Annotated in this window: 7 protein-coding genes; 3 read left to right on the top strand and 4 right to left on the bottom strand. The window is 69.1% G+C overall.

Annotated elements, in window-relative coordinates:
* Positions 1–17: 17 nt before the first annotated feature.
* The 3 genes from ACFYX4_RS07230 to ACFYX4_RS07240 form a co-directional block, all read right to left on the bottom strand.
* Complete coding sequence (locus ACFYX4_RS07230; protein ID WP_389327324.1) at positions 18–10721, bottom strand: LamG-like jellyroll fold domain-containing protein; 10704 nt, start codon at positions 10719–10721, stop codon at positions 18–20.
* Between the two features lie 187 nt (positions 10722–10908).
* Positions 10909–11523, bottom strand: a complete 615-nt coding sequence (locus ACFYX4_RS07235; protein ID WP_389327327.1) for a BMP family ABC transporter substrate-binding protein — start codon at positions 11521–11523, stop codon at positions 10909–10911.
* Positions 11524–12205: 682 nt separating this feature from the next.
* Positions 12206–12949: a PH domain-containing protein gene (locus ACFYX4_RS07240; protein WP_389327331.1), complete on the bottom strand. Its 744-nt coding sequence runs from the start codon at positions 12947–12949 to the stop codon at positions 12206–12208.
* Positions 12950–13378: 429 nt separating this feature from the next.
* Here ACFYX4_RS07240 and deoC point away from each other — a divergent pair, with 429 nt between their 5' ends.
* The 3 genes from deoC to ACFYX4_RS07255 are packed head-to-tail and all read left to right on the top strand — an operon-like array spanning position 13379 to position 16679.
* Positions 13379–14341: a deoxyribose-phosphate aldolase gene (deoC, locus tag ACFYX4_RS07245; protein WP_389328620.1), complete on the top strand. Its 963-nt coding sequence runs from the start codon at positions 13379–13381 to the stop codon at positions 14339–14341.
* 3 nt (positions 14342–14344) lie between these two features.
* Complete coding sequence (locus ACFYX4_RS07250; RefSeq protein WP_389327334.1) at positions 14345–15775, top strand: aldehyde dehydrogenase family protein; 1431 nt, start codon at positions 14345–14347, stop codon at positions 15773–15775.
* Positions 15768–16679, top strand: a complete 912-nt coding sequence (locus ACFYX4_RS07255; protein WP_389327337.1) for an aldehyde dehydrogenase family protein — start codon at positions 15768–15770, stop codon at positions 16677–16679. The genes ACFYX4_RS07250 and ACFYX4_RS07255 overlap by 8 nt, the downstream gene beginning before the upstream one ends.
* Positions 16680–16752: 73 nt before the next feature.
* Here the strand turns inward: ACFYX4_RS07255 and ACFYX4_RS07260 are convergent, their stop codons facing one another.
* Positions 16753–22320, bottom strand: coding sequence for a hypothetical protein (locus tag ACFYX4_RS07260; RefSeq protein WP_389327340.1), 5568 nt, complete (start codon positions 22318–22320; stop codon positions 16753–16755).
* Between the last annotated feature and the right edge of the window lie 4 nt (positions 22321–22324).

Here is a 22324-nt window from a genome sequence, read left to right on the forward strand (position 1 = left end):
CCCTTGGCAAGCATCAGTCAGCCACCGTCATATGGCAGCACATCTCTCCGACCATCAGGGTGGAACACCTTCAAACCTTCTGGGTCAGCCACTTGTTTAACCTGATTATCGTGACCTGCCAATCGGGAGAAGAAATCTGTACAGTCGTCACACATCTCACGGGACACTACATGCAATCCGCCTGGATTTATGACTTCCGCCTGCTTCTCCGCATGCGAGTCAAAGTAGCGACCTGGCACCCCCAAGTCCAGATTATGCGTCCGTATAGGCATCCCCATCGCCAGTCGCTTGGCAGCCACGGCAGCCACGTTTACCTTCTCAAACGCCTTGGTCTTGCGCATGGACCAGCCTGAGAGAGTGAACTTTCCACCCGTCTCGGCCGCAGTCTTTGTTCCGCGGAAATTTGGCCAGTTGATTGAGTCTGGCGAGCTTCCCGTGCCGATGGGACATGCTTCGCCATCGTCATTGTGGACGAGAACAGAGCTATCCCCGGCAGTGACGTGATATGCGTGCAGTTCCTCGACGCTCAGGTCATACGTGACCCGCTGCGCCGTGTACGACTTCACCTCGACGATCCGGGTCGCCGCCCCGTCGGCGTTCTGGAGGGTCTGGCCCGCCTTGAGGTCGCCCGCCTGGGTCCAGGTGTTGCGGCTGACCTCGTAGAACTGGTGGTGCTTGGTGGTCTGGATCGTCTTCTTGCCGGACTTGGTGGCGACGACGACGTCGACGTAGTTGCGGTCCGTCTTGGTGACGATGACCGCCTTGACGCGGTGCTTTTCCTTCTTCTTCTTGCCGGGCTCGGCCGTCAGGACGTAGTCGCCGACCTTGACCTCGGATATCGCCTTGCTGGTGCCGTTGGCCATCAGCACACCGGTCAGACCGGTGAAGCTGTGCGGGGTGCCGCACGTCTTGCGGCCGTACTTGCTCGCCGCCGCCCCGAAGAGCCCGCCGACCACCGCCCCCGTCGCCGTCGCCTTCGCCGCGCCGCTCGCGCTGCATCCTTCCTCGCTCGCCGCGCAGCTGATGCCGTAGCCGACCGCTCCTTCGGCCGCGCCGCCCGCAGCGCCCATGGCCGCGCCCTGCGCCACCTTGCCGCCGACGCCCGCCAGCAGACGACCCACCGCACCGGCGGCCGCGCCGCCCGCCGCGCCGCCGAGGGCTCCGGTCGCCGCGCCGATCGCCATCGAACCGAGAAGGCCGCCGACGGACTTGGGGCCGTCGCTCATCATGTAGCCGACGCCGTTGGCAGCCGCGCCCGCCAGGGCCGCGCAGGCGACGACGCCGCCGCCCATGGTGGCTCCGGTGCAGCCGGCGAAGACCACCACGCCCACAGCGACGGAGGCGATGGTCGCCGCGTGCTGCTTGACGTAGTTTGCTGAGGCCTTGGCCGCCTTCTTCACGGCCTTGCCGATCTTCTTGGCCGCCTTCTTGCCTGCCGCGACCGCCTTCTTGGCGACGTGTTTGACAGTCTTCGCTACCGCCCGTGCCGTCTTCTTGACCTTCTGGACGACACGATGAACCTGGCGCTTGGCGTACTTGTACGTGCGTTTGACGTATCTCTTGACCTTCTTGACGCTGTCCTGCACGTACCGCACGGCCTTGCGCACCTTGCGATGCACCTTGCGGACGGCCTTCTTGACCGCGCGCTTGACCGCCTTCGCGGCCTTGCGGACCGTCTTCGCGGCCTTCTTGACCGCGGTCTTGCCCTTCTTCCAGGTGGACTTGACGGCCGACTTGGCCTTCTTCGTGACCTTCTTGATGGTCTTCGTGGCCTTCTTCACCAGCCCGCCGATGGACCAGTGACCCGTCGGGTCCATCTCGGTCATCGGGTTCTGGTTGCCGTACGAGTACCGGTTGGCGTTCACCGAGACCGGCAGCGGGCTGTTGGACACCGTGTCCCGGCTGTTGAACTGCCCGGTCTCCGGCGAGTACCAGCGTGCGGCCATGTTGACCTTGGCCGTCTGCGGGTCGGTCCAGCCGGACTGGTAGCCGAGGTTGCCCAGCATGCCGGTGGTCGCGGTGACCTTGCCGAACGGCGCGTACGTCGTCGAGCCGGAAAGCGTCTCGGCGGCGTCGGTGAACTGGGCCACCACGTCGTCGTGGAGGTCCGTCCACACCAGCGCCGACGACAGCGCCGTCTTCACGCCGGTCAGCGAACCGTCCACGCCGCGGCTGTACGTCGCCGCGCCGTCCGACGCCACGTCGTTGCCCATGCCGCTGTACTGGAAGGCGAAGATCTCCGAGCCGACCGCGTCCTTGGCGCTCAGCACACGGTCCAGACCGTCGTACGCGTACGTCCGGTCGCCCTCGCTGATCACGCGGTTGAAGGCGTCCGCCTTGATCGAGGTCTGCCGGCCGCTCTCGTCCGTCGTGGTCCTCATCGTGCCGCGCGCGGTGTACGCGTACGTGGAGTGCCCGTCCGAGGTGAGGCGGTTGCGGGCGTCGTAGGTGTAGGTGTCACCGCCGACGCGGGTGCGGTTGCCCGAGGCGTCGTAGCCGTAGACCTCCGTCGCCGTCCCGTTGTTCCAGGACGTCAGGCGGTTCGCCCAGTCGTACGCGTAGGTGTTCGTGGACGCGCCCGTGACGCCCGTCGTCGTCTTCGACGTCAGGTTGTCGTTCTCGTCCCAGCCGTAGGCGATGGACGCCACCGTCTTGCCGGTGGGCGAGGTCAGCTTCTCCGACGTCGGCCGTTCCAGCGCGTCGTAGGAGAACTCCCGCTTGGACTTGCCGCTGCCCAGGTCGATCTGCTTGACCTTGTTGTCGACGTCGTAGCTGTACGACATCGTCGAGCCGGTGGCGCCGTCGACCTGCGTCCTCAGGCGGCCGGCCGTGTCGTAGGCGTACGTCGAGGTGCCCGAGGCGTCCGTCCGGGACGTCATCGCGCCGTCGCCGTCGTAGGCGAAGGACGAGGAGCCGGACGGGCCGGACGTCGACAGGAGCAGGCCCCGGTCGTCGTACGTGAACGTGTCCTTGCCGGTCTCGGAGTCCGTGCCCGTCACCGCCGTGACACGGTCGTCGGAGTCGTACGTGTAGGTGTGGTCGGCCGTCTCGGCCTCCGCACCCGCACCGGCCTGCTTCACCAGCCGGCTCTTGGCGTCGTACTCCTGGGTGACGACCACACCGCCCGGGGAGCGCTGCTCCTTGGGCCGGCCGGCCGCGTCGTACACCGTGGTGAAGGTGCGGTCGGCCGCGTCGGGATGAGCCGGGGTGGCCGGCTCGATCATCGACTCCGGAAGGCCCCACGTGTTGTAGGTGGTGATGAACGGGTTGCCGCGGCCGTCGGTGAAACGCGTGGTGTTGCCCGCCGCGTCGTAGCCGAAGGTCGTGGTGATGGACTCGGTGGCCGAGACCGGCTCGACCGCCTTGGTGATCAGGCCCGTCGGGTCGTAGGTGTACGTGGCGGTGTGGCCGCGGGGGTCGGTCGCCGAGACCGGGTTGCCCGCGCGGTCGTACGTCGTGCGGCTGGTGCGCAGCACCGCGCCCGCCGTGTCCAGGTCGCTGGTCGCGGTCAACTGGCCGTAACCGTTGTAGGTGTTGCGGGTGCTGGAGCCGTCGGGGTCCGTGGCGGTGAGGACGTCACCGTCCATGGTGTACGTGTACTTCGAGGTGTTCCCGGCGCCGTCGGTCACCTCGGTGACCTCGCCGAGGGCGTTGTACTTGTACGACTCCGTCACGCCCGCCGGGCTCACGGTCCGGGACAGCTCGCCGCCCGGCGCGTCGTACTCGTTGATCGAGGTGTACGCCCGCTGCGTCGGCTGCCGCACGATGTCGGTGCTGGTCAGCTCACGCCCGAGGTAGTCCCAGGTCGACTCCTCGCGCGCCCCGCCCGGCCGGGTGGCCGCCAGCAGGTCGCCGTTGGTGGAGTAGGCGAACGTGGACTTGCCGCCGCCCGGTTCGGTGACCGAGGCGAGGTCGCCGAGCTGGGTGTAGGTGTACGTCGTGCGGTTGCCCAGCGGGTCGACCTCCGCCGTGACCTGGCCGAGCTCGTTGTACTCGTTCCAGGAGGTGGCGGTGACCGGGGTGCTGGATCCCGGTGCGGTGTAGCCCGGGGACCTGGTCGAGGTCTCCTGGCCCTCGGCGTCGTAGGCGGAGGTCGTGACGTTGCCGAGCGGGTCGGAGGTCTCCGTCGCCTCGCCGAAGGTGTTGTAGCCCGTCATCGAGATCGGACGGACCGACGAGGCCGTGCCGCCGCCCGTCTCCGCGTTGACGGCGGGCGCGGTGACCGTGGTCTGCTGGGCCGCCTCGTCGTAGCCGTAGTCGGTGGTGTTGCCGGCCGGGTCGGTCATCGACGTCGGCAGGCCGCGCTGGTCCAGCTTCCACGTGGTCGTGCGGACGGAACTGCCCGCGGCCGGGAGGGTGCCGCCGTACACCGTGGACACCTGGGAGGCGGTGAGCGCCTCGCCGTAGACCTGGACGTCGGTGATCTGGCCCTGCGTGTTCTCGCCGTAGGCGCCGTTGTAGAGACGCCGTCCGATCTGGAGCGGGCCGGTGGCCTCCCAGGGAGAGGTGAACGCCGCCGTGCCGGCCTGGGTGCCGTTGACGTACAGCCTCAGCTGCGCGGCGGACTGGTCGTACACACCGGTGAGGTGGGTCCAGACGTTCGCCGTCACCGCCGAGGTGCCGGAGGAGGCGCGGACGATCGTCGGAGCGGTGGTGTCGGAGGCGTGGCGGTTGAAGGTCCAGCCGGCCCCCGTGGCGTAGTACAGCTGGAAGCCGCTGGCGACCTGGCCGTTCTGCGCGACGAAGGTGCTGTTGGCGGCCGTCGAGCCCAGCTTGACCCAGGCGGAGACGGTGAAGCTGCCGCTGGTGTTCACCGCCGGGCCGCTCGCCTGGCCGTAGGCGTTGGCGGTCGCGTTGAAGACCGCCGCGCCGCCCTTCTCGGTGGAGCGGGTGACCGCGCTGCCCAGCGTGACCTTGTTGTTGCCGCCGGAGGAGTCCTGGGCGTCGAGGCCACTGGTCTCGGACAGCTTCCAGCGGGCCACGGGCGCGGTGGTGCCGTCGCGGACCGTGGTGCCGGTGACGTTGCCGAGGTTGTCGTAGCGGGTGTCGACCCGGTCGGTGTCACCGGTCGCCGGGTCTGTCTCCGACTCGGTCACGACGTTGTCGTCCGGGTCGTAGGAGACCTTCGTGGTGCGGTTGACACCGGTCGGGTCGAGCGCCGACGACGTGACGCGGTCGGCCGCGTCCACCGCGAACGTGGTCGTGGTGCGGCCGTCGTTGGTGACCTGCTTGATCAGGTTGCCGGCCAGGTCGTAGGTGTTCTCCTGCTCGACGAACTGCTTGCCGTTAGCCGGGTCCTTGCGCACGACGGACGCCGCGAGGCCGTCGTCCGTGTAGGTGTATGCCGTCACCCAGCCCATCGCGTCCGTGAGCGAGGCGAGCCGCCCCGCCGGGTCGTAGGCGCGGGACTCCTGGACCAGCGTGCTCGGCGACTTCGGGTCGTTCGGATCGCCGGTGTAGTTCAGGAGGCTGGTGGTCAGCGGCCGGCCCTCGGCGTCGAAGGTGTAGGCGTTGACGTTCCCCTCGGGGTCGGTCTCCTTCACCTTGTTGCCGTAGGCGTCGTACTCGAACGACGTGGTGCCGCCGCTCGGATCCGTCCGCGAGGCGAGCCGGTTGTGGTCGTCGTACGTCATCGACGTGGTGCGCGGGGCGTCGCCGCCGGTCAGGTCGGCGACGGTCTGCGAGACGATGTTGCCGTCTTCGTCGAAGGCGGTGGTCGACTTGGCCTGGTGCTTCGCGCCGGTGACGCGGTTGGTGACCTGCGGGCTGGTCTCGGTGACCACCTGGTCGTTCTTGTCGTACGTCCAGGTGGTGGTGAGGCCGCTCGGCTGGGCGTCGGATATCTCCGTCTTGCTGCTCTGCCTGCCGAGGCCGTCGTAGGTGTTCTTGGCCTTCGCGCCGTTGGCGTCGAGGGTCTCGGCGAGGTCTCCGTTGGCGAAGTAGACGTACTTGGTCCGCTTGCCGCCGGGGGTCGTCACCGTGTCCACCAGACCGGCCGGCGCGACCGCCGTGCCGCCCTCCGCGGCGGGCGTCGTCGACGTGGTGTAGGTCGTCGACGCGGTACGGCCGCTCGGGTGGCCCGGCACGGGCGGGCCGGTCACCGTGAGCAGGTTGCCGCCGGCGTCGTAGCTGTAGCTGGTCAGGTACGTGTTGTCGGTGGCGGACGCGGACCGCGCGTCCCGCTCGGTGAGGAGCAGGTCGTTGCGCGGGTCCATCGCGGGGAACGCGGTGGTCGTGTCGGGGTAGTACGTGTAGTACTCGGTGGCGCACTTGTCGGCCGCCGTGTCCTGGCAGTCGGTCTGCGAGACCGTGTTGCCGCGGACGTCGTGACCGGTGATGCTGCGGTTGCCGTTGGCGTCGGTCACGGTGTGCAGGAAGCCGGACGTGTCGTAACCGTACGTCGTCCGCTTGCCGTTGGTGTCGATCGCGGCCAGCAGACGGTTGCCCATCTCCGCGTCGTACACGTAGGTCAGCGTCTTGTCGGTCGGGTCGGTGAGGGTGACCGTGCGGACCGGCGCGACGCCGGACGACGCCTTGTACGCCGACCAGTGCTGCTCGACCTGGTCCTCGGTCAGGGCGTGGTCGTAGGCGGCGACCTCGGCGATGGAGCCGTTGAAGAAGCTCACGTCAGCGGGCGAGCTGAACCACTTGTTGAAGCCCGCGCCGATGAACGTGCGGGTGTTGGACTGGTCGTTCACCCCGCTGGTGAGGTCGCCCTGCTTGACACCGTCGAGGTACAGGGTCTGCGTGGTGCCGTCGGCGGTCAGGACCGCGTGGTGCCAGACGTTGTCGTTGACGGTCTTCGTGGACCCGAAGTCCACGTTCGCGTTGCCCGCACTCCACCAGTGACCGCGCAGCTTGCCGTCCGCGCCGACGTACAGCGTGGGATTCCACGTGCCGGACGGGGCCGAGAGGGTCGGCGGCTGCGACTGGTCGGACAGGAGAGTGCCGGGACTGCCGGTCTTGAACCAGAGCTCTACGGCGCGTTGCGAGGAGCCGTGCCAGGGGGTGTACGGGATCTCGGCGTAGGAGGAGGCGCCGTTGAAGGCGGCGGCGGTCACATCGCCGTTGCCGAACGGGCCGGCCACGCCCTGCGTGACGTTGTTGTACGTGCCGAAGCCGGTGTGCACCTCGTTGGCGGCCTGCGGCGCGCCGAGGGTGTCGGCGAGGCGCCAGTACCCGGTCGGGGCGGAGCCCATGACGGCCGAGCGGTACACCTGCGAAGAGCCGGTGACGGTGGGCGGGTTGAGCTTCCAGACGCCGCCGTCGCCGTCCGTGACCTGCTGGACGAGGTCGTCGGTCGTGCCGTACTCGACCTTCGCCTGGACCTTGCCGCCGGGCGTGGTGATCTTGTTGAGCAGTCCGGTGGACCGCTTGGCGGCCTGGTACTGCGCGTTGATCGTCGAAGCGTCGAGGGGCTCGGAGTAGATCGCCACCTCGGCCAGCTGGCCGGTGTAGTGCCCGAGCTTGTCACCGGCGTTCATCGCCGGCCAGCCGTCGGTGTTCACCCCGGCGCCGAGCGAGATGTAGGGCTGCGCCCAGTCGTTGATGGCGCCGGTCAGCGAACCCTGGGCGACGCCGTCGAGGTAGAGGGTCTGGCTGCTGGCCTGTCCGGTGAGGACCGCGTTGTGCCACTGGCCGTCGGTGACCGTGGCGGTCGAGACGGCGGTGGGGCTGCAACTCGGCGACATGGCGAGGCAGCCGCGCAGCTTGCCGTCCGTGCCGACGTACACCGCCGGGGTGTTCTTGGTCGTGTTGGCGACCGGGTCGGAGTCGCTCAGCGGCTTGTCGCCGTAGTAGAAGAGGACGCCTCCGGCCGTGGTGGTCCTGAACCACAGGGAGACCGTCATGTACGACGGCGTCGCGCCGGGCGCGGACGGCATCTCGACGTAGGACGTGGTGCCGTTGAAGGTCGCCGTCTTCTGGGTCGAGCCCGCGAGCACGGAGGAGCTGCCCAGGGTCACATCGTGGTAGAGGCCGTTGTAGCGGCCCTGGTTGGTGTCGACCGTGTCCTTGGCGACGGTCGTGCCGCTCGCCTCGCCGAGCCGCCAGTAGGCGTAGGGGTCGGCGTCGAGGACCGTGGTGCGGTAGTGGTTGCCGGTGGCGTAGCCGTACGTGGTGCACTTCGCCGAGTCGGCGGGCGGGCACACCGAGGTGAGCCGGTCGCCGGAGTAGCCGTACTTCCAGGTCTGGACGGTGCTCGCGTCGTCCTTGACCGAGGGGTCGGTGGCGACCGTGTCGACGTGCGCGGCGCTCGCCCCGGCGGGGGTCGTCCAGGTCAGCGTCAGGTTCCGCTTGGACGTGGTGTTGGCGATCTTCGTCAGCTGCTTGGAGGCGTTGTACGAGAACGTCTCGGTGCGGCCGGCGTAGTCCTTGATGCCGGAGATCGCGTACGTGCCGGCCTTGGCCGTGGGCTGCTTGAACGCGTACTCGGTGAACTCCTTGTCCGTCAGCGTGTATCCGCCGCCGGACACCGCGAGCAGCCGGGCGTACCGGCCGAGCGGGGGCTGGAAGGTGCCGTCGGTGTTGCGGCCGAAGGCGACCTGCTCACCGCCCGGGTAGGTGACGATCACGCTGGTGACCGTGCCGGACGGGTCCTTGACCTCGGCCGCCTTCATGTCGGCGACCGTCGACCAGCCCGCGCCGAACGCGCCGTCGGTGCGCGGGTCGAGGCTGTTGTAGGAGCGGTCGATCTGGAGCGAGGGGCCGACGACCTCGATGTCCGCGTCGGTGTCCTCGGTGGTGTAGTTGCCGTCCGAGGGGTCGAACTCGTGCCCGTCGGTGTTCTGGGCGAGGCCCGAGGTGACCGGCGGCTGCGGCACGGCGGTGGTGAAGCGGCTGGAGTAGGTCACCTCCGCATAGCCGTCGGACACGCCGACGTACCAGGCGTAGTTCTTCGACCACTTCAGTTTGCCCGAGGGGATCTTCCAGCTGCCCTTGGCCAGGGCGCCGGAGGTGACGACGGGCGTGGTGCTGCCGGAGTCGGCGTCGTACACCTCGAAGGTGTAGGTCAGCGCGGCGTTGGGCCACTTGTCGGCGTCGCTGGCGTAGACCAGGAGCTCCGGCTGAAGGGTGTTGGCCTGGAAGTTCTCCGGCGGGTACTGGGCGTTGACCTGCGGCTGGGTGTTGGCCGCGTAGGTCAGGTCCAGCGAGGGACGCATGGCGGCGGTCGCCGAGTCCTCGGAGTGGAACCGCTTCCAGTGCAGCGCGTCCCCGGTCGGCGCGGCCATCGCGAGGCCGTAGTTGGCGCCGCCGGTGGCCACCTGGGTGAACCACGACGTCGACAGCGTCACCGGCATCTTCACGCCGACGTCGGCGCTGCCGTCGCTGTTGCTGCACGAGGCGCCGGGGGCGACCGTCGCCGTGCCGAGGGCGGCTCCGTAGGAGGGGCCGGGGTAGGCCGAGGTCGTCGACGGCGACCAGGACTGGGTCACCGGGTACACCGAGAACGGCTTCGCGGTGCACGACGATGCCCACAGCGCGTACACGTTGAGGGTCGCGGCGGAGACCTTCTGGCCGGCGATCTTGGAGCTCAGCGTGGAGAACTGGAGGAAGGAGTTCGCCTTGTTGGTGCCCGAGTCGTACGAACCGACCTTGATCTGGGCCTCGTTGGAGCGGTTGGTGCTCGCGTCGGACTGCACGTAGGTCGCCTCGCTGGAGGAGACGACCATCGTCGGGTCGACGGTGACCGGGTAGACCCGCTCGGGGTCGTCGAGCCAGGCGCGTTCGGCGGTCATCCGCAGCGCCGGCTCGCCGTCCACCGTGGTCAGCTCGTACGACACCTGCTGCGAGCGCGTTCCCTCGCCCGAGCGGGGGTCGATCCGCGAGTCCACCATGAAGGCGTGCGGGATGGTCGCCGTCACCTTGCCGTCGGCGCCGGTGAACTCCACGTCGCCGTCGGCGGCGAGGCGCGGGGTCAGCCCCTCGGCGTCCAGCCGGAACACCCAGGAGTTGGCCGCGTCCTTGGAGTGCAGGACGACGTTCTCCTTGAACCCGTCGGCGGTCGGGACGAGTTCGACGTCCGTGCCGGGCAGGACGCCGGCGTAGACGAGGGTGCCGTTCTCCTCCTCGGCCGCCGCGACCTCGCGGGCGCCTTGCAGGGTGTACGACAGTGCGCGGCCGTCGCCGAGGTCGACGGAGGCCAGGCCCTCGTCCCCGGAGTTCGCGGCGAACTCGACGTCGAGGGAGTTGGCTTCCTGGGTGAACCGGCCGTCCGCGTCCTTGACCAGATCGGTGTCGATCGGCGTCCAGTCGCCGTCTGCGTCCTTGAAGTTGGCCCGGCCGGTGTAGTGGCGGACCGTGGTGGAGCCGTCGGCGTTGACGAAGTAGTCCGACGTGGCGGTGGACTTGTCGGCGTCGCGCTCGCTGGTGGCGGGGTCGAAGCTCTTCGCCGAGGCCGTGGCGGAGCCCGTGGATACCTTCTCGGTCTCGTCCACGGGCCTTTCGTAGGCGTCGAGTTGGCCCTTGCCCTCGCCCGGCTCGTGGCCCACCCCGCCGTCGGCGCTGGTGGCGGCCGACGAGGCGGAGTGGCTCTTGCCCTCGGCGGTGCCGCCCTCCTGTTCGGGTGTGTCGAGCGGCGAGTCGTCGGCCCACTCCCACAGACCGGACAGCGACAGTCTCGGCATGCTCAGCGCGGGCATCGTGGCGCCGGTGGCCGCCGCTGTCTCGGTGGTGAGGGTGAAGGAGAAGAGGATGAGTGCAGAAAGCGCCGTGGTCCTCATCCTGCGCCTGCCGGTGCGACCCGGCGGATACAGGCGAGAGCCACGCCCCCGTTGCTTGCGCATGAACAGCCTTTACGTGGTTCTTACAGAACCTCGCAAGGTTTGCTCAACTACGAACGGACTTTCCACATGAGAAGCACATCTTTATTTGATCTTTACAGATCTGTGTGCAGTTTGCGGCCGTTCATCACTTCGCGTCCCGCACGGCGTCCCGAATCGCTTGCGCCACCGCCGACTTGAGCCCCTCGCCCGGCGGCACGACGGTCACGTTGTCCTTCGCCGTCTTCACTCCCGCGCCGACCACGACGAACGGCAGCGACGGGTGCTCTCCCGCGACGGCTTCGGCGGCCCGCACCTGCGGCGCGCCGACCGTCAGGACGACCTCGCACTGCCGCTGGACGAGGCCGTTGAGGAACGGCCGGACGTTGTCCACCGACTGCTCCCCCGTGACCGGCACATAGGTCACCCGGGCCCGGGTCTCCTCGGATGCCTGCTGCATCCCCTCCCACACCGAGGCGGCCGGCGTCCCCTGCGCGATGCCGTCCTCCCCGGTCAACAGGCAGGCGTCGACGTCCCGGTACTCCCGCGCCCGGGTGTCGGGGGGCGTGTTCGCGGAGTCGCCCCCGCCGAGGAACAGCCACAGACCGCCCGCCAGCGCGAGCAGCGCGACAGCCGCGCCGCCCGCCGCCCAGCCCCGCCGGCCCCGCAGCGCCCGGGCCGCGCCGTTCACGGCGCCCAGGACCCACGCTCCGCGCCCGGGAGTCTTCTTGCTGCTACTGCGCCAATTACGCCGGGTCTTCATCGAAGCCCCCCTTGCCTCTCAGGACGGTGCACCGATGCATCCGTAAACGTCAGGGCGGCCCCGGCCACCCTCGTACACGCCGCCGAACAGTACACAGCCCCCACGCATCAGCGACGGGACACCCTGGCCGTCACACAGCTCGGACACACGAAAGGCAACGAAGACGAGCAACGGCGCGACCGAGGTGCCACGTCGCTCCTGAGCGAGCATCAGCACAGGTCAGCCGAGGGCTGGAGAAGCTCAGCCGAGGGCTGGAGGGGTCGGCCGGGGGCTGGTGGAACTCGGCCGAGGGCTGGAAGAGCTCGGCCGAAGGCTGGAGAAGCTCTGCCGAGGGCTGGAGGAACTCGGCTGAGGGTTGGAGGGGTCGGTCGGGGGCTGGCGGAACTCGGCCGGGGGCTGGTGAAACTCAGCCGGAGGGCAGGGCGAGGTCAGCCGAAGGCTGGAGGGGTCGGCCGGGGGCTGGTGGACCTCAGCCGAGGGCTGGAAGAGGCCGGCCGAGGGCTGGAGGAACTCAACCGAAGGGCAGGAGGAGGTCAGCCGAAGGCTGGAGGAACTCAACCGAAGGGCGAAGGTGGCCAGCCGAGGCTGGAGGAACTCAACCGAAGGACACGGGGAGGTCAGCCGAAGGCTGGAGAAGCTCAGCCGCACGGCAGGACGAGGTCAGCCGCCCAGCAGGAGGTGCTCAGCCCAGGCCCAGCAGAATCCCCAGCAGCACAGCCCCCGCCGCCGCCGGACCCATGATCTCCCAGGCCCAGCGGGCGGTCACCTCGCCCTGGGCGTTCTCGCTCTTCTCGCGGGCCTCGCGCATCAGGCGGAGCTCGTGGATGATCTTGTCGCTCTCGGCGCGCACCGGGCCGTCCGGCGTGCCGGCCGCCGCCCCGGCACCGCGCGCGGACGAACCGCCCCCGAGTCCGCCGAAGCCGCCGAAGCCGCCGAGACCCCCTGCGCCACGGCCGCCCCGGCCGCCTCTGCCACCCTCACGGCCTTCCCGTTCCGCCGCCGCCCGGGACTCCTGGCGGGCCGCCTTCTTGCGGGCGCGCAGGGACACCGGGATCGCCCAGAGCTGGAACTTCGCCCCGGCACGGGTGACGACCTCGTTGGAGTAGCGGGACTGGAGCGAGGCCACCTCGCCCCAGGGCAGCGCGATCACCCGGAACGGGTTGCGTACGCGCAGCCGGTCGTCGTTGGCGTACACGGCCGGGCGGATAGTGAAGGCCACGACCAGCGGCACCACCAGAAGCAGCGTGGCCAGCGCCAGCCACGGCGTCCGACCCTTCCCGGCGAGGATCGCGTCGAGGCCGAGCCAGCCGACGAGCCCCAGCAGCAGGACCCCGGCCGCGATGCCGGCGGGGGACCGGTAGATGCGGTCCTTGGACTCGGGCGCCGGGGGCCGCGGTGCTGGTGACTGGTCATCCGGGGTCGTCATGGACCCGATTCTGCCTGACCGCCTTCCCCTCCCTCCCGTCCACCCGCCCCGTCCCGACCGACCGGACGTCCCCTCCCTCCCGCCGTCCACCCGCCCCCTCCCGACCGACCGGACGTCCCCTCCCTCCCGACCGACCGGACCGTCCCATCCCTCCCGCCGTCCACCCGCCCCGTCCGACCGACCGGACGTCCCCTCCCTCCCGTCCGCCCGCCCCCTCCCGATCGACCGGCCGCCCCACCCCTCCCGTCCGCCCGCCCCCTCCCGACCGACCGGCCGCCCCACCCCTCCCGTCCGCCCGCCCCCTCCCGACCGACCGGCTGCCCCATCCCGACCGACCAGCCCCCCGCATCCCGATCAACCAGCCCCCCATCCCGATCGACCACCCGTCTGTACACCCGCTACGCGCGTAGATATGCTCGTCTGGTGACCATGCCCACCAATGCACCCACCGCAGCTCACGCACCCTCGGACGTCACCGCGTCCGACAGTTCGCTGCGCCGCTTCCTCCACGGGCTGCCCGGCGTCGACACGGTCGGCCTGGAAGCGCGCGCCGCCTCCCTCGGGACCCGTTCCATCAAGACGACCGCGAAGGCGTACGCCATCGACCTGGCCATCTCCATGGTCGACCTGACGACGCTGGAAGGCGCGGACACCCCGGGCAAGGTCCGGGCGCTCGGCGCGAAGGCGGTCCACCCCGACCCGACCGACCGTACGACCCCGGCGACGGCCGCGGTCTGCGTGTATCCGGACATGGTGGCCGCCGCCAAGGCCGCCGTCGCCGGCTCCGAAGTGAAGGTGGCCTCCGTCGCCACCGCCTTCCCGGCCGGCCGCGCCGCCCTCGACGTGAAGCTGGCCGACGTCCGCGACGCCGTCGCCGCGGGCGCCGACGAGATCGACATGGTCATCGACCGCGGCGCCTTCCTCGCGGGCAAGTACCTCAAGGTGTACGACGAGATCGTCGCCGTGCGGGAAGCGTGCGGCACGGCCGCCCGCCTCAAGGTCATCTTCGAGACGGGCGAGCTGTCGACGTACGACAACATCCGCCGCGCCAGCTGGCTCGGCATGCTCGGCGGGGCGGACTTCATCAAGACGTCCACCGGCAAGGTCGCCGTCAACGCCACCCCCGCGAACACCCTCCTCATGCTGGAGGCCGTCCGCGACTTCCGCGCCCAGACCGGCGTCCAGGTCGGCGTGAAGCCCGCCGGCGGCATCCGCACCACGAAGGACGCGATCAAGTTCCTCGTCCTGGTCAACGAGACCGTCGGCGAGGACTGGTTGGACAACCACTGGTTCCGCTTCGGCGCCTCCTCGCTCCTGAACGACCTGCTGATGCAGCGCCAGAAGCTGGCGACCGGCCGTTACTCCGGCCCTGACTACGTTACGGTGGACTGACCCATGGCATTCGAGTACGCTCCCGCGCCGGAATCGCGCGCGATCGTCGACATCGCACCGTCGTACGGTCTGTTCATCGACGGCGAGTTCGTCGAGAGCTCGGGCGGGGAGCTGACCAAGACGGTCTCCCCGTCCACCGAGGAAGTGCTCGCCGAGTACACCCAGGCGAACGCGGAAGACGTCGACCGGGCGGTCGGGGCGGCCCGCCGGGCCTTCGCGAAGTGGTCCGCGCTGCCGGGCTCCGAGCGCGCCAAGTACCTCTTCCGCATCGCGCGGATCATCCAGGAGCGCAGCCGCGAGCTGGCCGTCCTGGAGACCCTGGACAACGGCAAGCCGATCAAGGAGACCCGCGACGCGGACCTCCCGCTGGTCGCCGCGCACTTCTTCTACTACGCGGGCTGGGCCGACAAGCTGGACCACGCCGGCTTCGGCGCGAACCCGCGCCCCCTCGGCGTGGCCGGCCAGGTCATCCCGTGGAACTTCCCGCTGCTGATGCTGGCCTGGAAGATCGCCCCGGCGCTCGCCACCGGCAACACCGTGGTGCTGAAGCCCGCCGAGACGACCCCGCTGTCCGCCCTGTTCTTCGCGGACATCTGCCGCCAGGCCGGACTGCCCAAGGGCGTCGTCAACATCGTGACCGGTGACGGACGTACGGGCGCGGCCCTCGTCGAGCACCCGGACGTGAACAAGGTCGCCTTCACCGGCTCCACCGCCGTCGGCAAGCAGATCGCCCGCTCGGTCGCCGGGAGCCGCAAGAAGCTCACGCTCGAACTGGGCGGCAAGGGCGCCAACATCGTCTTCGACGACGCGCCGATCGACCAGGCCGTCGAGGGCATCGTCAGCGGCATCTTCTTCAACCAGGGCCAGGTCTGCTGCGCGGGCTCCCGGCTGCTCGTCCAGGAGTCGATCCACGACGAGCTGCTGGACTCCCTCAAGCGCCGGCTGTCCACCCTGCGCCTCGGCGACCCGCTGGACAAGAACACGGACATCGGCGCGATCAACTCCGCCGAGCAGCTGGCGCGGATCACCGCGCTCGCCGACCGGGGCGAGGCGGAGGGCGCCGAGCGCTGGTCGCCGGCCTGTGAACTGCCCACGTCCGGTTACTGGTTCGCGCCGACGCTCTTCACGAACGTCACCCAGGCGCACACCGTCGCCCGCGACGAGATCTTCGGCCCGGTGCTGTCGGTCCTCACCTTCCGCACGCCGGACGAGGCCGTCGCCAAGGCCAACAACACCCCGTACGGCCTGTCGGCCGGCATCTGGACGGAGAAGGGCTCCCGCATCCTCGCGGTGGCGAACAAGCTCCGGGCCGGCGTCGTCTGGTCCAACACGTTCAACAAGTTCGACCCGACGTCGCCGTTCGGCGGCTACAAGGAGTCGGGCTTCGGCCGCGAGGGCGGTCGCCACGGCCTGGAGGCGTACCTCGATGTCTGACAAGTCCCCCAAGACCGAGCAGCAGCGTCTCAGTGTCTTCAAGACCTACAAGCTGTACGTCGGCGGGAAGTTCCCGCGTTCCGAGAGCGGCCGGGTGTACGAGGTGAGCGACACGAAGGGCGAGTGGCTGGCGAACGCGCCCCTCTCCTCCCGCAAGGACGCCCGCGACGCGGTCGTGGCCGCGCGCAAGGCGTTCGGCGGCTGGGCCGGGGCGACGGCGTACAACCGGGGCCAGATCCTGTACCGCGTCGCCGAGATGCTCGAGGGCCGCAGGGGCCAGTTCGTGCGCGAGGTCGCCGACGCCGAGGGCCTGTCGAAGTCGAAGGCCGCCGAGCAGGTGGACGCGACGATCGACCGCTGGGTCTGGTACGCGGGCTGGACCGACAAGATCGCCCAGGTGGTGGGCGGCGGAAACCCGGTGGCGGGCCCGTACTTCAACCTGTCCTCCCCCGAACCGACGGGCGTGGTCGCCGTCCTCGCCCCGCAGGAGTCGTCCTTCCTGGGCCTGGTCAGCGTGCTGGCCCCGGTGATCGCGACGGGCAACACGGCGGTCGTGATCGCCTCAGAGAAGTCCCCGCTGCCCGCGCTCTCCCTCGGCGAGGTCCTGGCCACCTCCGACGTCCCCGGCGGAGTCGTCAACGTCCTCTCCGGCCGTACGGCGGAGATCGCGGCGCCCCTCGCCGCGCACCAGGACGTCAACGCGCTCGACCTCGCGGGCGCGGACGAGGCGCTCGCCAAGGAACTGGAGATCGCCGCCGCGGACAACCTGAAGCGCGTCCTGCGTCCACAGCCTGTGGACGACTGGTCCGCCACCCCCGGCATCGACCGCATGACGGCGTTCCTGGAAACGAAGACGGTCTGGCACCCGACGGGGTCGCTGGGCGCCTCGGGCTCGGCCTACTGATCGAGCGACTCTGCGTAAGCCCACCGAGTGGCCCCGGTGATTTCCGTCGGGGCCACTCGCTTCCCACCACCTATCAGTCGAAGGCCGTTCTGGTCCCGCCTCCGTGCTCAGTGACCCGAGGGCGGCAAAGGACCTTCACTGTTCCCTGTGTGAAGGCTTCGTCCGTTGCTTTGCTCGACCAGAGGTAGGCCTCCCCCGGCTGCAGGGCAGCCATCTTCTGCGGCGTGAGGCCACCCAGTGCGGTGTTCACCTTCTGCAGGTACTTGAGCCATGCCGGTGACGTGAACTTGTGCAACACGATTTCGCTGGACAGTTCGATCAGCGCGGTCGGCACGGACGGCGGGTCCTGGCTCGCGACGATAACCGACATACCCTTGTGTCGCATTTCGCGAACACTCGAGACAAGCCCTGCCACCAGGTCCCCACTGTCCGCATACTTGTGCGCCTCGTCGAAAACGACCAGCTTGTTGAATGTCTCGTCTCCCTGACGCGCCTCTGCGAACAGCTGCATCAGCACGACGAACAGGCCTAGTGCATCGCTCTTCTCGATGTCGTCGGAGCGCACATCGACGATGATCAGCCGTCCAGGGCGCACCAGATCACGCAGCCTGGCGGAGTCGTCGATGAAGCTCTCCGCCAGTTCCAGTCTCGCCTTGGCCTGCTTCTTGAGGTGATCGGCGAGTTCGGAATCCTCGATACCCTGGCGGATGGCTTCCAGGGTGAGGTCCTTGCGGTTCTCTTTGATAATCCGGTTGACCTGCCGAATGTAGGTGGCCTGATTACCCACGGCCCCCATGAGGAATCGCCAGTGGCTCATCTTCAGCTCGGAAGAGGCGAAGGTCAGCGGCCGGATCTCCATGTCCGGAAATTCTTCCCTCCGGTCTTCGAGGTTCTCCGTGGGGACGAGCATCATCACGTCCTCCAACCCGGCCGGCTCAGCACCGTAACGAAGCCGCAGGGCAGTCCGCTGCGCCTCGTCGTCGTTGGGACGGATCATGCTGGTGAACTCGGGGGCGTAGTCAGACGTCTCGCTGTAGTGGAACACCATGCTTGCCAGCGGCCTGGCAAGCCGGTTGATCCCCGGCAGGGGCCGACTGGCCATCTCCAGGATGGCGCCCAGGGTGTAGCTCTTACCACCACCCTGCACGCCGAACAGACTCATCGTGTGGGTCTCGTAGAGGTCCAGGGCAACCTGGCGGCCTGCGCTGGTGCCGAGCAGCCCGAACTGCGGTGAGGGCTGAGCAACTCCGAGTACAACATCGGCTGTGGCTCCGTGCGTAACGGCAGCCCCTTCGTCTTCCTTCGTTTCCTCCGCCGAATCTGTCGGGGCTGATGGGGACGACTCCCGCTGCAAGTGGGCAGCATCTCTGCTCTGTTCCGGGGCAGGTGCCAGATCCTCGGCACCCTTGGGTGCCGGCTCGGCAGAGAGCTCCCGTGTACTCGCCGTGCGGGACTCGTCTTCGTGCCCCGGCTCATCACCGTCGGTGTCCAGAGGAAGCGGCCCGGGTTCGTCTGGCAGGGTCCTCTCGCGTTCGCGCGGCCTGAGCGTGGCAAGCGCCGCAGCATCCGTATCCGTGAAGGGCGCCGAACCGGCGGTGCCCGGCGAGAGGTCGGCACACTCCGTATCTGTTTCACCCTCCCTGGCCGTCCCGGACTCCTCTGCTCCATCGGCTGGTCCTCGTAGATACTCCGTCCGGATTTCGTCGAGCATCCGCAGCGCGTGCTCCCGGCCGACCCGGTGGTAGGTGATGCCGTTCTCGGTTTCGATGTCCAATCCGTTCGCCGACAGGTCGAAGACCAGTCCGGTGGCGGTGAACTCCCAGGTGAAGTGATGATCAAGGTGGTCGAGAAGCCAGCGTGCCTCGTCCCGGGACTTCCCGGAGAAGAGACCGTACCGGTCGGCGCGTGCGAGGTAGTGGCCCAGCAGCGTGCGCAGGGTGACGTTCTGCAGCGGACGGTCGCTGCGGGAGACCGACGGATCGAACAAGTTAGTGAGCACGCGCCGGGTGTTGTCCAGTTGTGTGCGGATCCGCTGCCGTGTCGACTCCAAGGACGCCAGACCTCCCGAACCCGTGAAGCACTTGACCTCCACCAGTCGGCAGGTGATGGTCGCACGTTCGGCGTCCAGGTCGAACAGGGCCAGGTCGGTACGGTGCAGTCTGACCGCGGTGTCACCCGCGGCCGAGCGCCTCTGCTCCTCGGCGTAGAGCTCGGGATGCGAGTCGAGCGGCAGCAGGATCTGGTGTCTCAGCGCGCTGCAGTTCTCCAGATACAGGCGCGCCAGCGCCAGCCCCACCACCTCGGTGCGCCCGGTTTCGCTCAGGGCGGCCAGTTTGAAGGCCAGGTTGCCCGACAGTTCGCGCAACTGGTCGAAGAAGGTGCGGACATGGCGCTGCTCGATGCTGAGCCGACGGTCGGCGAGGACCGGCTCCAGCAGTGCTCTCAATTCGTCGACGGAGCGTGAGGAGACCACGACATGGCTGCTCATGCCCACCACCGAGGAGGCCGTGTAGTCGATGACGTACTCGGCCCGGTTGCGGCGTCCGTGGTCGAAGTACTCGGCACCGAGCGTACGGTCCACGGTGATCACCCAGTCGCTCATCCGGTGCACGTCGTGCAGCAGTGAGCGGTCGTCCGCGCCGAGGCTGAGACTTATCTGAGGCAGCATGCCGGGCCGGGGCTCCCCCGCTGTGGCCGCGACCGCGGCCGCCGAGAGGGTGGCGGGCAGCGCGGCCAGCAGGTCTCCGGTGATTTCCGCCCCGGGCAGGGGGTCGGTCGCACCATGTCGGGGACGGCGGCTCCAGACCGCCGATCCGCCGTCCTCGCTGTAGTGGCTGGTCATCTCCTGGACGAGTCCGTGTACAGCGGCCCGGCCAGAGGCAGGCCGGCCGGGAACGATGTCGTGGCGCTCTCCGCCGAACGGGGCGAACAGGAAAGTTAGGTGCGCGGGAAAACCCTCGTCGTTCAAGGTGAGGTCGGCGAGATCCCGCACGACGACCGACAGCTTCGGGCGCAGTGGATCACCCTGGGTGGAGAAGGCCTCGGCGGCGGCGGTGCGTGCCCCGTCCCCGGGGGCGAAGAGGTCGGTGAGGGCGGCCCCTGCCCAGGGATCGTCGGGAGTCGGAGTGAACAGGCGCACCGTGTACCGCAGGTGGGCGAGATGGCGCCGCTCCTGCAGAGAGATGAGCATGTCCGCGAGCAGCTCGCCGCGCCCAGCGCCCACCGCGTTGATGATCAGGCAGTCGGCGTACGGGTGGAGACGGATGTATCGCTCGACGCGGTCCGAAAGGTCCGCGCCGGTCACATCGCCGCTTGTGGCGGCCGCGCCGTCCGCGCCCAGTGCCGCAGCGATCCGGGCGACCGTGCCGCGTGGGTTCACGGTCTCGCTGGGCAGACAGACCTGCCAGTAGGTGGTCAGGAGCCCAACTGCGAAGGTGAGTTCTCCCGTGTCGAGCGGCACGGTGAGCGGGAAGCCGAGTGGTGCCAGTCTCCGCTCCAGCGCTTCGAGCCGTTCCAGGACGGCCGCCCTGTCCTCGTGTTCCGCTTCACCGAGCCAGTGGTCGGCCAGAGCGGCATGGCCGCTTTTCCACAGCATCCGCAGGGGGTGCGTGGGTGCCACGAGCACGGCGCCCGCACGGTTGCCGTCCGGGGCCGCCAGGGCCACGGGGATGGTGTCGGTACGCAGCAGCAGGTGGAGCTCGCGGCGGTGCGTTTCCGTATCCCGTTCGTACGGATCGTCGAGGGTGCGCAGGCAGGCCGTCAGCGCATTCAGATAGGCCTCCGCGTAGGCCTCGGTCAGGGAGCGCAGGTCCCGGGGGTCCTTGCCCTCCACTACCTGTGCGTCGTTGCCGGTCGACTCCCCAATGATCGCCGAGAACAGGCTGGCGCGGGTGTGCAGGAACGCGGTGAACGCGGGTGTGGCGTCCGCTTGGCGTGCTGCGGGCGGTGCGTCGAGGCGAAGGTGTGCTCCGTCCGCCGCGTCGATCTCCACCGTGGGGCCGGTCAGGGATCCCGGGCTGCCCAGCAGCCATTGCTGGGCCTCGGTGAGCCACAGGGGCACGTCGAGGAGGAAGGGCGCTCCGGAGCTGAAGGACGCGCGCAGGGAGCGGGTCTTGGTTCCGGTGCTCGCCCAGGTGACATCGCGGCAGGTGACACGCTCGGGGTCGCGTCCCTCCGCCCGCGCGGTGAAACGCAGGCGGTTGAGGGCCTGGGCGAGGCCGGAGGCGTGCTGGACGCGGGGTGCCGGAGGCTCGTCGAATTCGCCTTCCGGCACCACGTAGAAGCGGTCGCTCTCCTCCGTCCGCCGTGCCTGGCCGGTCCGGGACACGGGGAGGGGGCGGCCACGGTCGTCGAGAGGCGTGACCCGGACGAAGTGCCAGCCTTCCTCCCACTCGGTGGGCCGGCGTCCGCGCTTCAGTTTCACCTGCCTCTTGTGCACGTTCTTGGTGGTGCGCAGGTTCGCCGAGAAGGTCGCGGTGAGCCCTGTGGGGCTGACCGCCACCGCGGTCTCGTCGTCCTCGTCACCGCCTTCGCCCACCGATTCCGAGTAGATCTCCAGCTTGAAATGCGCGAGTCCGGTGACGCTGCGGGCGTCGGGGTCCACCGTGAAGGACACCGGCAGGGAGGAAAGCCCGCCGGGCAGCAGGTAGCGGGCGCCGAAGACCCGTTCCAGTACGGGGTGGTTGCGCAGGTCCTCGTCGCTGTCGCCGACCCTCGGCAGGGCGGTCAGGTCGCCCACTTCCACGGTGACCCGCTGGTCGCCGCGTTCCTGTTCCTCTGGCCAGTGGTGGAAGGCAAGCGGCCAGTTGCCCGGTTCGACGGCGATGGCCCGGCACCAGTCCCAGTGTTCGGCGAAGGAGGTGCGTCCCGCGAAGGCGACCAGGCGCTTCATGAACGCCTGTTGTTCGGGACTGGTCCGGGGCAGCCCCAGGGCGAGGACCCGCTGTCGCGGGGTGGCGGCGTTGTCGCTGAGCGCGTCCACGACACGGCGATTGCGTTTGCTCTTGTGGCCGACCAGAGAGGGATCGGAGAAGAGCCGGAAGTCGGGGATCAGGCCGAGCAGATGAACGGCCGCGCCCGCCGCCTCCGGGTGGTGGTGGTTCTCCCGGAGCGTGAGCAGATACCGCACGGCGGCTTGGGCGTCGGCGCCCTTCGGCCCGCCGGCTGCCGGGGACCCGAGCAGCTCCGTGACAGACGGTCGCAATGCCTCGGGCACCTGACTGAGCAGGGTCTGCCGCAGAGCCGCGTGCACGTCGTCCAGCAGCAGTTCCTCGAAGGTGGCCGTGGAGAAGGAGTCCTCGGCGCTGGCCCGGGTGCCGGGCGGAACGAAGACCAGCAGCGGCGGCCGCAGCGCCCCGGTGTCGTCGGGGTTGCGCAGTTCCACGAGCCGGGTACTCGTGATGGTCACGTCATCGGCGTCGTTCCCCAGCATTCCCGCGTCGAGGACGTGGACCTGGGCCTCCGGTACCGCGGTGTGCAGTCTGCGGGTCAGGCTCACGGCCACGTCGGCCTGAAGCCCTTCGACGCGCATACAGTGGCCGGCTTCCCGCCGTCGCAGCACGGAGGCGATGCGAGGCAGCAACGCCTGTTCCAGGGCCTGGCGCCACTGGCTTTCGGTGATTTCGGTCAGTCCGCGTGCCATGGTG

It is taken from the genome of Streptomyces sp. NPDC002328, assembly GCF_042890065.1.
Lineage (GTDB): Bacteria > Actinomycetota > Actinomycetes > Streptomycetales > Streptomycetaceae > Streptomyces.